The organism is Ancylobacter sp. GW821-FHT10E12 (assembly GCF_058809335.1).
Window position 1 is genome coordinate 1 of record NZ_JBXASN010000017.1, and the last position, 12,503, is coordinate 12,503.

Sequence of the window (12,503 nt, forward strand, 5' to 3'; positions counted from 1 at the left end):
AGCTTCCGGCTCGAGGTCAGCTGATGCAGGTATCCATAGACATAAAGCTTGAGCATCGTGCCCGGCGCGTAGCCGGGTCGGCCGGTCGATGCCGGCTGCACGCGGGCAAAACCGAGCTCGGCCAGATCGAGTTCATCGACGAAGGCGTCGATGATGCGGACCGGGTTGTCGGGATCGACATAGTCCTCCAAACAAGCGGGCAGAAAGCTCGCCTGATGACGGTCGGCAGCCTCGACAAAACGCCCCATCTGGCACCTCCGAAGCAGTGCCTAAACATAGCATAATCAGGGGTTTTCACACAGCCTCGGCCCCAAACCGGCCATTCATCGTCGCCGCAGCGAACTTCTGCTTCTGGCGCGTCAAAGTCATTTTCAAGTCCAGCCTGCTGACATCAACCGTCGGCTCATTCATATGTCGAGTCCCCTCTTTCGCCCGAGTTCCCATGAGATGCTGTTGCCGCGGGCGATGCCGGCGACGGTCTGACCGAGGTGCTGTTCCAGAACAGGCCGCCAGGGCACGAGGCTGAAGCCCATGCCGTCGTCGAGCATGGCGAAACGGCCGCTGGCGAGCATGATGGAGCGGCGATAGACGCCGCCGACGCGCTCACCATCCTGAACGGCGCGATGCGGCAACCCGGTCTCAGCGACGATCTTCTTCGCCACCGCCTCGATCTCACGGTTGCGCAGCGTCGCAAGCAGGTTGTGGGTAAAGAAGACGCGCTGGCCGCGTCGTTCGGCGAGACCCTGTTCGACAAGGTGGTCTTCCCGGTCCCGCATGGCGTCACGCACTTCCGCACCGAAGCCGGTCTGGGCGAGGCCGGAAACATCGCCGAAGCGCTGACGGTCGAGCCAGGTCGCACCGATGGCGCGGGCCTGCCGGTCGATCGGCAGATGCGAGCGCAGCTCGACATCGACGCCGCCGAGGCGCTTCGCGTCGTAGGCTTTGCCGCGCTCGGCAAGATCGTCGGGCACGCGCCATACGCCGTCCTCGATGCGCTCGACGATGCCGGCGCGGCGCAGCGCTTCGAGCCGGCGGACATGGGCGGCGACAAAGCTGTCCGGATCATGCTCCGGCTTCGCCGCTGCGCGCTCCAGGCCAAGGTGATGATCGGTGCGATAGATACCGTCCGTGGTGAGGCCGGCGACGGTCAGGTCCGCCGTCCGTTCGGTCGCGGCGCGGGTTTCGACGATGCCGCCGATCGGCAGCGCCTCGAGGTCTGTGCCGTGCGCGAGCGGAACGTAGTGGGCGCGGCCGTCGATGCCGTCTACGATCAGGTAACCGCGGTCGTAAAGCTCGTCGGCCAGGCCCTTGTCGACGATACGGCCGACGATAGGCGCAGGTGATGATGCCGCATCCTGCACGACCAGCTCGCGCTTCTTGCCGGACATGGCGCGCTGCATGGTGCGGACGATGTCGCCGCGCTCGCCCATCCCGCGCAAGGTGGCTTCGGCATCGGCATGCAGCGTCCAAGCACAATTGCCGATGTGCTCGGCAAGACCCATCCCGGTGAGCTGCTGAAGACGGCCGATCATCGCCGTGCGGCGGAAGCGGGCGTGGGCGTCAGTCGGTTCGGATAGAAGGTTGACCACGCCATCTTCGGCCTCGCGCTGGATCATGCGATCGAGGCCGGTCCATCGTTCTTGATCGACCTCCCTCAGCGTGCTGTTTCGGATTTCCATCTCGGTGCGCGGGCCGAGCCATTCGGTCGCCAGCTCACGGGCACGGTTGCGCATGCCGTTCGAGATGTAGTCGCGGGCGATGACGAGATCCGATCCGTCATCTTGACGGCCGCGCAGCACAATATGGGTGTGGAGATTGTCGGTGTTCCAGTGATCGACCGCCATCCAATCGAGCCGGGTGCCGAGATCGGCTTCCATGCGGCTCATGAGTTGGCGGGTATAGGACTTCACGTCGCCCATGTCGCCGGCGTCCTCCGGCGAGACGATGAAGCGGAACTGGTGCCGGTCTTCGCGACCGCGCTCCTCGAAAGCGGCGATGTCGGCTTCGTCGGTGCCGGGACCGTAGGCATGGGCCTTGCTGCCATCCTTCGTCACGCCGTCGCGTTCGATATAGCGCAAATGGGTGATGGTCGATCGCGCGCCGGCCTTCTCCAGATTGACCAGTCGGGTCTTGATGACGACGCGGCGCGAATTGCCCCGCAGCGACTGGCCGGCGAACTTCGCTGCGACATGGCCGCGGCCGAACCGGGCGCCGCCCCGTGATGACCGCCGTTGGAGGGTTCCGCTGCCGCTCGGCCCGGCCTTGGATGTGGCCTTGAGCACGCGGCTCGTGAACTTCGGCGTCCGCGCGCGGCCGTGCGATCGTGGCGGTGCGACCCTCGGCCGGAAGCGGTCGTCATCACGGTCGGCCATGACCGCGCTCCGTGCAAGCCGGTACAAGCCGATGCGACGAAGCGCGCGAATGCTGCCGTGCCATCAACGGCTTCGCCTCGCGACCGGCACGTGGGTCTCCCCGTCGCGCGCCGCTCCAACCGACGTGCAGACAAGACATTCCGAACGGCCGCGTGCCGTCCGCTTTTATCTTGCCCTGCGCCTTCGGCGCTCCGCTTACCTGCTTCACAGTGGTCATGAGATCATTCCGTCTGCACATCGGGGCTGTCGCTATCCGGCGGTTCCGCCTGCTCAGCGCGGGGCTTGATGGTCGCGAACAGCGCTCCTCCAGATGAACGCTGCGGTCTCTTTGCCGGCTCGGATTTCGTCTTCGTGTCGACCGCGAACAGCGACGATTCCAAGCCGCCGGTCGTGTGCACAGCAGAACCGGCGAAGAGCCCAGGAGATGTCTTTCCGGCGATCGACGCGAGCTTGTCGAGGTAGGCTTGCGTCTCGCCAGGGAGCGGCACGCCGAGAAGCTTGTGCTCCTCGTACCGCGCCGGTCCTGCGTTGTAGGCGGCAAGGAATCCTGGCGAGCCGTAACGATCGTGCATCTCGCGCAGATAGGCCGCACCGGCTATGATGTTATCGTGAGAGTCGAACGGATCGTTGCCGAGACCGTATCGGGCACTGAGCTCGGTCCATGTCGCGGGCATGATCTGCATCAACCCCATCGCGCCTTTCGACGACACGGCGCGCGCATCACCGTGACTTTCGACGCCCATGACGGATCGTATCCAGCGCTCCGGAATGTTGAAGCGACGTGCGGCTTTCGCGATCGACACGCCCCACGGATCGGCCGAATGCAGATGATCGCCCAACGCGCTTTCAGGCGTCGGCGATAACGTGGGCTCGGCCCAGCATTCGACGCCTGCAATCGCGAGCATCATGCAGGCCGCAGTCGTGTGCATGATGCGAAGGAACGGGAGGCGTCGGCACGCTTGCGCGCCTCCTCGTCCGAACGCCGACAGCCTGCCATCGTGCTCGCTGCGATCAAGGGCAAGGCTGCGCCGGCCGCGATGCGGCCGCCCTTGACCTGCGCTGCGCGCGACGGCTGCCTGACAGGCGATCGGGTCGGAGGGATGATCCGGATTCCGATCGATCAAAGGGATGATGGCAGAGCCGGCTTCACGCGTAGAACGCATTGTGTCAGCTCCGTTCTTCACGTTTTGACGGCCGGTTCCACAATAGGTGCCACACCTTGTCGTCAGCGTCGGACTGGAACAGGTTGGCGCGGAGCGGCTGTGTGAAGGATGGATCGTCGATCGAGCGCGAGAAATAGTCGCCGGCCCTCTCGCCCGTGCGTTTCCAGCCGGCCCCGACTTCGAGATCGGTGACGGCGAAAATGCGATAGTCCGGCGCGTTCTCCGCCTCCGCATTCTCGGCCGGTTTGATGGTCAGTTCGGCATCAAGCGTCGGCGTCCGAATGCGGCCGGAAAAACCGTCCTTTGTCGTCTTGAAGATTCCGATCTGGGGCATCCTTTCCTCCTTGGCTGAGTGTGGAGACGGCGCCGTCATGGCCCGTCGGAAACCGGCTCTGACGCCGGATCGGTATTGCCGTCGGCGGTCCAGACGGGGACTGCGCGGCCGATGATCGAACTGAGCGGGAGCGGACCGAAGTATCGGCTGTCGAAGGAGTCCGGCGCGTCCCAGTTCATGAGGAAGGCGGCGTCCTTGTCGATGACGCGGCAGCCCTGCCAGACGGGCAACGATCGGCCACGACTGTCCTGTTCACGGGCCGCGCCGTAACGTGCTCCATAGGCGATGATGTCGAGCCCGGCGCGACAAACGGTCTGGCCCGCGAGCGCCAGCACCCGTTTGAGAAGCGGGACGCCGCGCGGCAGATATCCACGCTCAGCGAGGAAGCGGCCGAGCGCCTCCGGCGGTATGACGACGGCAAGGTCCGTGACCGCGATCCGGTCCGCTGCCTCGATGCGATAGAGGCCGATCGGCACGCTTGCCGACGCGTTCCAGATGAGGCGCGGCGTGTGCGCCGACCAGACGGGAGCCGCGATTAGGCCTATCCCGCAGATCATTGCGGAGATGATCGCCGCGCGCGTCATGACAGCAACTTGCGGCGGCGCAGCCAGGCGGCATGCTGCTCATGTGAATAGGCGCGCGGTGACTGGCGAGACCAGAGCCTGTTGTGGACATGCTGCCAGTATTCCGATGATGCCTCAGCAGGGTCAATGCTGAGCGCCTCGACGGCCTCGACCATCTTCAAAGCACGCTCGACCTGATGCCAACCTGAGACGAAGAGCAGAGTTTCCGCGCCGGGATGCACATAGGGCCACAGGGAGCATGTTTCGCCCGGCTCAACAGTGCGCATGATGGTGATGTGCGAGACGGCGGTGCCGTACAGCCCGTTCTCCCAACGCAGCAATGCGAAGACGCTGTTTGGCGCGAAGAGCGCGAGGCGTCTTCGCCGATCAAGCTGGCGCTCGCGAACCGGCCTTGCAAAGCGCAGGCGGATGTTGAAGCGATCGCGCTCGAAGACGGTGGTGACGCTGGTATAGCGACGCGCGCTCATGCGTCCTCTCCCGCTTCGGGAAAGCTCATTTCGAGCAGATTGCGGATCATCTCGGCGACGGTGACACCCTGTTGGAAGGCGGCGACCTTGACGCGGCCGCGAAGCTCCGGCGTCACGTCGATCGTCAACCGGGCGGTGTAGATGTCGGCCTTCGCCGCCGACGCGCTCGCGGGCGCGGCATTGGCGTCTGAAGAACTGTTTCCCTGCTGCACCCACGCGTCGGCTGCGGGTGCAGCGGGCTTCGCGCCGAAGGCGACACGCTTGCCGCTCATGGGGTCTCTCCCATGATCTCGGCGGCGAGCGCTGTGATCTCTCGAGCGGCCGCTCCATCGGGCTCCAGTTCGCGCGCAAGCTGTCCGGTCGTGACACCTTCCGCGAAGACGACGCGCTGACCGATGTCACCGGCGAGCACCGGGAAACCTTCGGGCAAAGCGGCGCGCACGTCGCGACCGATGATCGTGCCGACGATGCGGCGGTTGACGACGAAGGCGGCACGAAGCTGCGGCTTGAACAGCCGCGCTTCACTAATAAGCGAAACGATCTCGGCACTCGCCCAGACATCATAGGGCGACGGTTGGACCGGAATCAGCACCAGGTCGGCGGCGAGAATCGCCGATCGGGCGAGTGCAGTGACGCGCGGCGGACCATCGATGACGACATGGTCGACGCCGCGCGCGATCTCCGGCGCCTCACCGTGCATCGTCTCGCGAGGCAGGCCAACGACACCGAACAGACGGGCCAGGCCGCTCTCCGCTCGGCGCTGTGACCAGTCGAGGGCTGAGCCCTGCGGATCGGCGTCGATGACGGTGACACGCGCATCACGCGCAGCAAGCTCACCGGCGAGATGCGTGGCGAGCGTCGTCTTGCCGACGCCGCCTTTCTGGTTGAGGAGCGCGATGATCATGAAGCGCGCTCCGTGCGAGCAGGAGAGCGCTTATCAGTACGGTCCGTCGATGTCGAAGGGTGTTTCGTTCCGCCTGGCGTGACGAACGGACGGGTCTTTGTACAGGATTGCCTAACAGCGGATCGCGTAATATTCTTTTGTGTAGATTCACCGCAGCTTGGCTTGTCTGGAAATCTCTCCAGTAAATCGCCAAGACAAAAGAAATATAAGTTAGATTCTGTATTAGGAAAGTTAGAGGCGCGAATTTTCCATGCGCCGCAATTACTTAAGGCGGGATCATGCCTTTGATAGCACGATAGTCGTGCCTTCGATAGCACGAGGCCGGTTGCCTTTGATAGCACGAGACTATTCACAGCTTGTACACAGCCCCCTGTGATTGAGCGTTCGGCCGCGATGCGGCCGGGGCGAAGATGAGCAATTCACGCCCGTCATTGAGGCGGTCGATGCGAAGCCGATAGCCCGGCAAGGGCTGATGGCGGACGATCTCGCGGACGTCGCAGGCGAAGTTCGAGAAGCGGGACAGGCTGCCGGACTTGGCGTGGAGATGACGGAAATCGAAGCTCCAGCCCCCGGACTGTCGGCCGCCATGTTTGCGGACCAGGCGATAGAGCCAGCGTTCGAGACCGCCCAACAGATCGAAATAGGTCCGGTCGATGGTGAGGATCAGCGCATTGTCGAGGACGCCTTCATAGAACCAGTCCGGCAAGATGAGTTCGAGGCCGAGCGGCCGACCCTTGGCGTCGAGCCGCTCCTTCCACTCGTTGATCCAGGAGAAGCGATACCGACGACGCTCGGAGGGTTGGCGGATAGAGGTGGCTATGGTGGTAGATTGCAGGCGGTCGAGCGCGGCCTTGAGGCGTTGGTAGTCACGGACCGACGTGCCACGCCCGATGAAGGTCAGGATTTCGTAAGGTGTCGTTGCCATCAGTCGGGATGTGCGAAGCCCGAGGTCGCGTGCCTCCACGATCTGCGAGGCGGCCCAGATCAGGATGTCGGCATCCCATATGGTCGCAAGGCCGAATTCCGCCGTGCCTTCGACATGGATACGGATGTCGCCGGACTGGAACCTGATTGGCTCAACGCGCTTCGATTTGGCGAGCGAGAAGAATGGGTAGGCCATCAGGTCCTGGGCGTCGCGCGTTGCCATGTCGCCGGCACGCGCCCGGAACAGCTCGAGTTGCTCGCGTTCGGATGTGTGTCTGCGCTCCGCCATAATGTGCGTCCCGACCGGCGCTATCAGCGTGCCTGGGCGTAGCGCGGATCAGATGTGGTCTGGCAGGCACGCGCCTCGATCCAGCTTTCGAGGTCGTCGATCGCGTAGACGACGCGGGAGCCAAGCTTGCGGAATTTCGGACCGCCACCGATCACACGCTTCTTATTCAGCGTGTGCGGCGAGAGCTTGAGGTAGGCGGCGGCCTCTTCATTGTTGAGATAACGATGCGCCGGCCTCGGCTCTGTGCGTTCCATGAAACTGCCTCCATCTCAGGCTGGCCGAGCGAAGCCCGATCCAGCGGTTCGGAGGCAGTCTGAGAAAAGTCGGGACTGTTGCTCAGGGAGAATCCGTCATCGGGGCTTTTCTCCCTATCTCAGATTTTGGCGACGCTGGCGGCTTACGAGCGTGATCCGCCCAGAGAAATTTGCGATAACCGCCATTCATGCCAGCCCGGCCGCGCTTGATGAGGTAGCGGACATTCGCACGCAGCTCACCGTCGCTGTGCCAGTGCTCCGCAACTTCCGCCGCACCATAGATGACGCTGGCGATTTCCCGCTCGGAGGCGCCGGCAAGATCGCCGTCGAGCGCCTGCAGCGATCGCATATTGATGAGAGTGGTACGATCCGGCCGTGCCAGCACGGCACCACGAACGGATTGGACAGTCGCCATTGTCGTGGCGAGTTTTTCCGCCGCACGCCATCTTGTCCGGGCACGAGAATCGGCTGCGATCGCAAACGCGAAGGGGCATCCTTCACACAGGTCTCGGCCGAGCGCGATCCGATAGGCGCAGTTCGACGCGACGCCGTTTACGTGGATGCGGTTCCCGTCATGAACCAGCGTCTTGTGGCCGGGTAATGCCCAGACGCTGAATGCCCTAGCTTCGCTTTCCGGGGCTTCATGTGCTGTCAGCTCTACCAGTAAATCTGGGTCGGGCGACCACAGCGGCTGGGCGAAGCGCGCATCGAAAGCTGGATTTTCAAGGAAATCGAAGCCCCCACTTCAGCGCAGGCGTCTGACAAGCTTGAGGGTGCTGATTTCCAAAACGCTGCCAGTCAGCCCGATATTCAGGATGTCGACGAATGTGTTCCCACGCGAGAGCCGGACGGCCGAGAGGGAGAATGTAGAGGTAAGCGGCACTCGCCTGCCAATCGTACGAGTCGGGCAATCTCTGTCTCCTCAGCAGGATATTCCGGCCAAAACAAAGGGCTGTCAGTGATTGCCTGATAGCCGCCGCGTTCCGCCGGACAGTATCCTCAGCATCTTAAGCTCTCCCCCAAGGCGAAGTTTTCCGTAGAATCGACCTTTTGTCGAGACAGTGATTCCGCGAGCCGGGCACAGCCTGGCGAGCCGCGGGCATATCGCGTGGCCGCGCCGGCCGATCCGAGCTTGCGGATCGTCGGAGAATTCTATGATCCGGAAATCCTCAAAACCGGAAAGCCGTGCAGCCGGATTTACGGCCGCACGGCTTTGGGCAAATCAGGCGGCGCGCTCCATCAGCTTCTTGGCCTTGCCTTCAAGGTCAAGCCGGGTGTCCTGATTGGTCTTGGTGCGAGCCAGCGCGGTGATGCCCTGCACGAAATCGAATATGCTTTCGGGCTTGCGGCCTTCCTCGTCCAGCACGGTTTCGATGATCTTCGCCGTCTCCGGCTTGGAGAAACCCCGCTTGCGCAGGAAGCTCTCGCGGTCCTCGTCGGTGCGGGCGACGACACGCTCCCGCGCCGCCTTGATCCCAGCGACGAACGGCGCGGGCGAGGAGTTGGCGAAGCTGGTCAGTGCGGGCGCCGCCTTATGGGAGAAACGCTGCGCGGCGAATTTGCTGTGCCGGATGCTGATTTCCTCGAACCCTTCCACGCCCCAAAGATTGCGGTTCTGGCATACGGCGCGGAGATAGAAAGAGGCGATGCCGAGGGTCTTCGATCCGACTTCCGAATTCCACGCATAAAAGCCCCGGAAATAGAGGTCCGGGTCGCCGTTGGGCAGGCGTCCCGCCTCGATGGGATGGGTGTCGTCGACCAGAAACAGGAACACATCGCGGTCGCTGGCGTAGAGCGTCGTCGTGTCGTTGGTGATGTCCACGAACGGATTGTGCATCATGGTCGCCCAATCCAGCACCCCCGGCACCTTCCACCGGGTATCGCCCGTACCGTTGCCCGCGATCTTCATCACGGCGGCGACAAGCTCATGATCCCAGATGCGCCCATAGTCGGGGCCGGTCACGGCGCGAAGCTCAATGCGTCCGTCGTCGGCCTCGAGCGTCTTCACCAGTTCGGCGCGGTGACTGAGCAAGCCATGCTGCAGGTTGATCCCGGCCAGCGGCGCGGGAAGCTGCCGCATGTAGGATGCGGGCGCGCTCACAAGGCTGCACAACTGGCCGAATGACCAATGCGTCGGGGAAATAGGTTCGGCCCGGCCCGGCACGATCAACGAAAGGCGTTCCGCATCGTCCCGGCTCGCCTCGACACGGACGGCGCGGCTCTCGACGGTGCGAGCATGGCCGCGCTCGGCACGGCTGCGCACCGTGTCGTAAAGCTCGGTGAGGTTCAGATAGCGCTCGTCATCGGGACGGGAAAACCATTCCGAGGAAACGCGGCCGATCCGCTCGCCGCGCGATACGTCCACGCGGAAGCCGGAAGAAACAGGCTGCTGGGTCAGGGTCAGGGTGTTCATGGTCTTTGCTCCTAATGGGCTTGGGTTGAAGCGCAGCGCTGCGCTGCAACCTTGCCCGTCGGCGAGACCGGGGTAGCAAGGCGCAAGGGCGACCAGGCCGGAGGGGGATCACCCGATCTGCACAAGGCGAAGCCGCGGAAGGCTGGGGAGACCGGCCCAGGTGAGCGTCAGCGATCCCTTGCGCCGCGCGGGGGCGGCGCCCCTAGCGAAGCTGCCCGGCGAGAGCGTCAGTGGATGCCGGGCAAATGGATCTGATCAGGATGTGCGAAGCCGCAAAGCCTGACATCCGCACATCCTGATCGCCGTATTTCCTGAAAGGCGGTGGCGGGCATGAGCATGGCGAAGCCCCGCTCTGCGAGCGGGGCTTCTTGAAGTGTTCGACCTCAGTCGCCGTTGCGACGGGACCAGATGAGGTTCTGATTTTCGCCGTCCTCGGCCTCGACCAGGCTGGCGTAGATCGGCGCGGGGAAGCTTGGATCGTCCAGCTTGACGGAGAGATATTCGCGCTGCGTCTCGCGGGCGGTCTTCTTCCAGGCTGCGCCGAACTCGACCGCGCCGGCGAAGATGCGGAAGTCGGGGCCGCGCTCGCTGTCGCCCTCGGTGGGGACGAACTTCACGGTCTTGACGTTGAGGGTCAGGGTCTTGACCGCACCGGTGTAGCCGTTCTCGCTCTTGGTGAAGGTGCCGATGGTCGCCATGGTCGTGTTCCTCTTTCCTTCGGGCCGCACCCATCGCGACCTTGATGGTGGTCGTTCGACCGGGGACGATCGGTCCGCACCCGAAGGGCTGGAACGTTAGTGGAAGACGGCTGGCGACGGCTTTTTGCTTCGCGATGCAAAGCCGCAGGCGGCGGAAAAAAGTTGGCGGCGGACGTTGCGGGAAGACGATCGAGGCGAAGCCGGTCTTCGGTCAGACCCAATCCATTCGAGAACGCGTGGGGCGGCCGTCATGGAAATCATCAGGAACATGGCGATGGTGGCAGTCGGCCTCCGCCCCCTTGTGCGAGACGACGGCGAACCCGGGTCGACCTCTCTACTCCGAACGTGATGGCGAGGTAAATCTATGTTCCGCGGACACTGGCGCGGTCCGGGTCTACGCTCCCTTGGTCGCCTTTGTCGGAGACGATCAATTGCCTAGCGTGGGGCAACCTAACCGAAGGCAGAGCGGATCATTTGGCTTTGGATGTCAGTCCATTCGCGTGGGACACTGCGGCGACCTCGCGGATGATCTCGCAAGGATCGAAGCCAATAACTTCAGCCAGTTCGAGAAACTCGACGACATCGACGCGGCGGCCACCGGATTCGATGGCTGCGACCACAGATTGATATCTGCCGAGGGCATCAGCAAGGTCGGACTGACTCATCCCGGCCTGCGCGCGTTTGTCGACGATGAGCTGGATGAGACGCATATGCCTTGGCGACCGAAGTGTTTTTTGCATATGCGCTGCCGGGGATTGACGAAACCGGCAGATCAATTAAATCGAAATACAGATAACCAGAAAATCTGGTTATCAAGTGAAGCACGAGCACCTGAATGGATTCTCGACTGATGGCGGATCGTCATCCGGTGCTCGGCCGGCTCTACAGGCTCTGGCTTGCACGTAGCGAGGGCGCGGCCATGCCTCTTGCCGGAAGCATCACGGAACATCTGACCGATCTGAACGACGTTGTGGCGTTGATCTGCCAACAGACGAATCCGGAAGCAGCGTGGAGGATCGAGTGGAGCGGCAAGCTCGTCGATCGAGTTTATGGGGTCGCGCTTGCCGGCGAGCCCATCGGCCGGCTTACGCCGGAACGCGGCGACGCCGATAACGAAGCGGCGGTCGTTTTCGAGTCCGGCCGCACGCTAATGATGGAAGATCGGGTGCAGCTTCCGAGCGGCCTCGCTCGCATTGCACGGCTGTACTTGCCGCTGGCCGATGATGCCGGGAATGTCGCTGGTATCCTTGTCGGAATCGCGCAAGTTTCTTGAAAGCCGTAAGCGCGTATTTCAGGACGTAGCTGGGCTAGCTATGGGTGGGAAAAGCCAAGCTGCGAACGATGCCCTTGCAAAAGGGCGTCACGGAATCTATGTATATCCCAATTGGATATACGAGAGACGCGCCATGACCAGTTCCACGGTGTTCACCAGCAATCGCAGCCAGGCCGTCCGCTTGCCGAAGGCCGTCGCCTTTCCCGAGGACGTGCATCAGGTCGATATCCTGAAGATCGGTCGCAGCCGCGTCATCGTGCCAAAGGGCAAGCGCTGGGATGACCTGTTCTCGAGTGGCCCCCGCGTGAGCGAGGATTTCATGGTCGAGCGTGAGCAGCCGGCCGCCGAGGAGCGCGAGTCGTTCTGATGCTAGCCTACATGCTCGACACGAACATCTGCATTTATGTGATGAAAAACTACCCGGTGGAACTGCGGGAAAAATTCAACGCGCTCGCTGAGCAGCTCTGCATTTCCAGCATCACGCTCGGGGAGTTGCACTACGGTGCGGAAAAGTCGGCACGCCGTGCCGAAAACCTGAAATCCATCGAGCATTTTGTGGCGCGCTTGGACGTGCTGCCGTTCGAGGACAAGGCGGCGGCGCACTACGGGCAGGTTCGGGCGGAACTGGAGCGGGCGGGAACACCCTGCGGCCCGCACGACATGCAGATCGGCGCCCACGCACGCGCCGAAGGACTGATCGTCGTAACCAACAACATGCGCGAGTTCGCCCGCATGCCGGGCGTCAGGGTCGAGAACTGGGTCTGACGAGAAGGGGCCGTCGGCCTCCCTAATTCGTTGATAGACGACAATCCCGGCGTTGACCCGTGT

General features: G+C 63.1%; 18 protein-coding genes. 3 read left to right on the plus strand and 15 right to left on the minus strand.

Features of this window, described 5'->3' with window-relative positions; all coding sequences use genetic code 11:
• The 15 genes from AC1RU4_RS20505 to AC1RU4_RS20575 all read right to left on the minus strand — a co-directional run.
• A partial coding sequence (locus AC1RU4_RS20505; protein ID WP_492892997.1) for a transposase occupies positions 1 to 248 on the minus strand: 248 nt, incomplete at its 3' end.
• A 159-nt stretch (positions 249 to 407) separates the two neighbouring features.
• On the minus strand, positions 408 to 2,372 hold the full coding sequence (locus AC1RU4_RS20510; protein ID WP_492892998.1) for a DUF3363 domain-containing protein: 1,965 nt from the start codon (positions 2,370 to 2,372) through the stop codon (positions 408 to 410).
• Positions 2,373 to 2,593: 221 nt separating this feature from the next.
• The gene (locus AC1RU4_RS20515; protein ID WP_492892999.1) at positions 2,594 to 3,535 is read right to left on the minus strand and encodes a lytic transglycosylase domain-containing protein; all 942 of its coding nucleotides are present in this window, start codon (positions 3,533 to 3,535) and stop codon (positions 2,594 to 2,596) included.
• Between the two features lie 4 nt (positions 3,536 to 3,539).
• On the minus strand, positions 3,540 to 3,869 hold the full coding sequence (locus AC1RU4_RS20520) for a DUF736 domain-containing protein (protein ID WP_492893115.1): 330 nt from the start codon (positions 3,867 to 3,869) through the stop codon (positions 3,540 to 3,542).
• A gap of 35 nt (positions 3,870 to 3,904) precedes the next feature.
• Positions 3,905 to 4,453: a S26 family signal peptidase gene (locus tag AC1RU4_RS20525; protein WP_492893000.1), complete on the minus strand. Its 549-nt coding sequence runs from the start codon at positions 4,451 to 4,453 to the stop codon at positions 3,905 to 3,907.
• Positions 4,450 to 4,920, minus strand: a complete 471-nt coding sequence (locus AC1RU4_RS20530) for a DUF2840 domain-containing protein (protein WP_492893001.1) — start codon at positions 4,918 to 4,920, stop codon at positions 4,450 to 4,452. The genes AC1RU4_RS20525 and AC1RU4_RS20530 overlap by 4 nt, the downstream gene beginning before the upstream one ends.
• Positions 4,917 to 5,192: a ribbon-helix-helix protein gene (locus AC1RU4_RS20535; protein WP_492893002.1), complete on the minus strand. Its 276-nt coding sequence runs from the start codon at positions 5,190 to 5,192 to the stop codon at positions 4,917 to 4,919. The genes AC1RU4_RS20530 and AC1RU4_RS20535 overlap by 4 nt, the downstream gene beginning before the upstream one ends.
• Entirely contained in the window at positions 5,189 to 5,824 is a 636-nt protein-coding gene (gene parA, locus AC1RU4_RS20540; protein ID WP_492893003.1) for a ParA family partition ATPase, read from the minus strand. Before parA ends, AC1RU4_RS20535 begins: the two co-directional genes overlap by 4 nt.
• A gap of 349 nt (positions 5,825 to 6,173) precedes the next feature.
• Positions 6,174 to 7,037, minus strand: coding sequence for a replication initiator protein A (locus tag AC1RU4_RS20545; RefSeq protein ID WP_492893004.1), 864 nt, complete (start codon positions 7,035 to 7,037; stop codon positions 6,174 to 6,176).
• Between the two features lie 23 nt (positions 7,038 to 7,060).
• Positions 7,061 to 7,291, minus strand: a complete 231-nt coding sequence (locus AC1RU4_RS20550; protein ID WP_454679677.1) for a helix-turn-helix transcriptional regulator — start codon at positions 7,289 to 7,291, stop codon at positions 7,061 to 7,063.
• Positions 7,292 to 7,373: 82 nt separating this feature from the next.
• On the minus strand, positions 7,374 to 7,979 hold the full coding sequence (locus AC1RU4_RS20555; RefSeq protein ID WP_492893116.1) for a DUF2285 domain-containing protein: 606 nt from the start codon (positions 7,977 to 7,979) through the stop codon (positions 7,374 to 7,376).
• 34 nt (positions 7,980 to 8,013) lie between these two features.
• Positions 8,014 to 8,202 carry a transcriptional regulator domain-containing protein gene (locus tag AC1RU4_RS20560; protein ID WP_492893005.1) on the minus strand — a complete coding sequence of 63 codons (189 nt, stop codon included), beginning with the start codon at positions 8,200 to 8,202 and terminating at the stop codon, positions 8,014 to 8,016.
• Positions 8,203 to 8,513: 311 nt separating this feature from the next.
• Positions 8,514 to 9,704, minus strand: coding sequence for a DUF932 domain-containing protein (locus AC1RU4_RS20565; RefSeq protein ID WP_492893006.1), 1,191 nt, complete (start codon positions 9,702 to 9,704; stop codon positions 8,514 to 8,516).
• Between the two features lie 383 nt (positions 9,705 to 10,087).
• Positions 10,088 to 10,402, minus strand: coding sequence for a DUF736 domain-containing protein (locus AC1RU4_RS20570; RefSeq protein WP_492893007.1), 315 nt, complete (start codon positions 10,400 to 10,402; stop codon positions 10,088 to 10,090).
• A 470-nt stretch (positions 10,403 to 10,872) separates the two neighbouring features.
• A complete protein-coding gene (locus AC1RU4_RS20575; protein ID WP_492893008.1) occupies positions 10,873 to 11,112 on the minus strand; it encodes a helix-turn-helix transcriptional regulator in 240 nt (79 codons plus the stop codon).
• Positions 11,113 to 11,237: 125 nt separating this feature from the next.
• On the opposite strand from AC1RU4_RS20575, the gene AC1RU4_RS20580 reads away from it, so the two are divergent.
• The 3 genes from AC1RU4_RS20580 (at position 11,238) to vapC (ending at position 12,440) form a co-directional block, all read left to right on the plus strand.
• Positions 11,238 to 11,675: a PAS domain-containing protein gene (locus AC1RU4_RS20580; RefSeq protein WP_492893009.1), complete on the plus strand. Its 438-nt coding sequence runs from the start codon at positions 11,238 to 11,240 to the stop codon at positions 11,673 to 11,675.
• Between the two features lie 133 nt (positions 11,676 to 11,808).
• Complete coding sequence (gene vapB, locus AC1RU4_RS20585) at positions 11,809 to 12,042, plus strand: type II toxin-antitoxin system VapB family antitoxin (RefSeq protein ID WP_492893010.1); 234 nt, start codon at positions 11,809 to 11,811, stop codon at positions 12,040 to 12,042.
• The gene (vapC, locus tag AC1RU4_RS20590; protein WP_492893011.1) at positions 12,042 to 12,440 is read left to right on the plus strand and encodes a type II toxin-antitoxin system tRNA(fMet)-specific endonuclease VapC; all 399 of its coding nucleotides are present in this window, start codon (positions 12,042 to 12,044) and stop codon (positions 12,438 to 12,440) included. Before vapB ends, vapC begins: the two co-directional genes overlap by 1 nt.
• Positions 12,441 to 12,503 lie beyond the last annotated feature (63 nt).

Excerpts from the sequence above, each read along its gene's own strand:
- AC1RU4_RS20510 (WP_492892998.1), bottom strand. The coding sequence starts at position 2,372 with ATGGCCGACCGTGATGACGACCGCTTCCGGCCGAGGGTCGCACCGCCA.
- AC1RU4_RS20515 (WP_492892999.1), bottom strand. The coding sequence starts at position 3,535 with ATGCGTTCTACGCGTGAAGCCGGCTCTGCCATCATCCCTTTGATCGAT.
- AC1RU4_RS20520 (WP_492893115.1), bottom strand. The coding sequence starts at position 3,869 with ATGCCCCAGATCGGAATCTTCAAGACGACAAAGGACGGTTTTTCCGGC.
- AC1RU4_RS20525 (WP_492893000.1), bottom strand. The coding sequence starts at position 4,453 with ATGACGCGCGCGGCGATCATCTCCGCAATGATCTGCGGGATAGGCCTA.
- AC1RU4_RS20530 (WP_492893001.1), bottom strand. The coding sequence starts at position 4,920 with ATGAGCGCGCGTCGCTATACCAGCGTCACCACCGTCTTCGAGCGCGAT.
- AC1RU4_RS20535 (WP_492893002.1), bottom strand. The coding sequence starts at position 5,192 with ATGAGCGGCAAGCGTGTCGCCTTCGGCGCGAAGCCCGCTGCACCCGCA.
- parA (WP_492893003.1), bottom strand. The coding sequence starts at position 5,824 with ATGATCATCGCGCTCCTCAACCAGAAAGGCGGCGTCGGCAAGACGACG.
- AC1RU4_RS20545 (WP_492893004.1), bottom strand. The coding sequence starts at position 7,037 with ATGGCGGAGCGCAGACACACATCCGAACGCGAGCAACTCGAGCTGTTC.
- AC1RU4_RS20550 (WP_454679677.1), bottom strand. The coding sequence starts at position 7,291 with ATGGAACGCACAGAGCCGAGGCCGGCGCATCGTTATCTCAACAATGAA.
- AC1RU4_RS20565 (WP_492893006.1), bottom strand. The coding sequence starts at position 9,704 with ATGAACACCCTGACCCTGACCCAGCAGCCTGTTTCTTCCGGCTTCCGC.
- AC1RU4_RS20570 (WP_492893007.1), bottom strand. The coding sequence starts at position 10,402 with ATGGCGACCATCGGCACCTTCACCAAGAGCGAGAACGGCTACACCGGT.
- AC1RU4_RS20575 (WP_492893008.1), bottom strand. The coding sequence starts at position 11,112 with ATGCGTCTCATCCAGCTCATCGTCGACAAACGCGCGCAGGCCGGGATG.
- AC1RU4_RS20580 (WP_492893009.1), top strand. The coding sequence starts at position 11,238 with ATGGATTCTCGACTGATGGCGGATCGTCATCCGGTGCTCGGCCGGCTC.
- vapB (WP_492893010.1), top strand. The coding sequence starts at position 11,809 with ATGACCAGTTCCACGGTGTTCACCAGCAATCGCAGCCAGGCCGTCCGC.
- vapC (WP_492893011.1), top strand. The coding sequence starts at position 12,042 with ATGCTAGCCTACATGCTCGACACGAACATCTGCATTTATGTGATGAAA.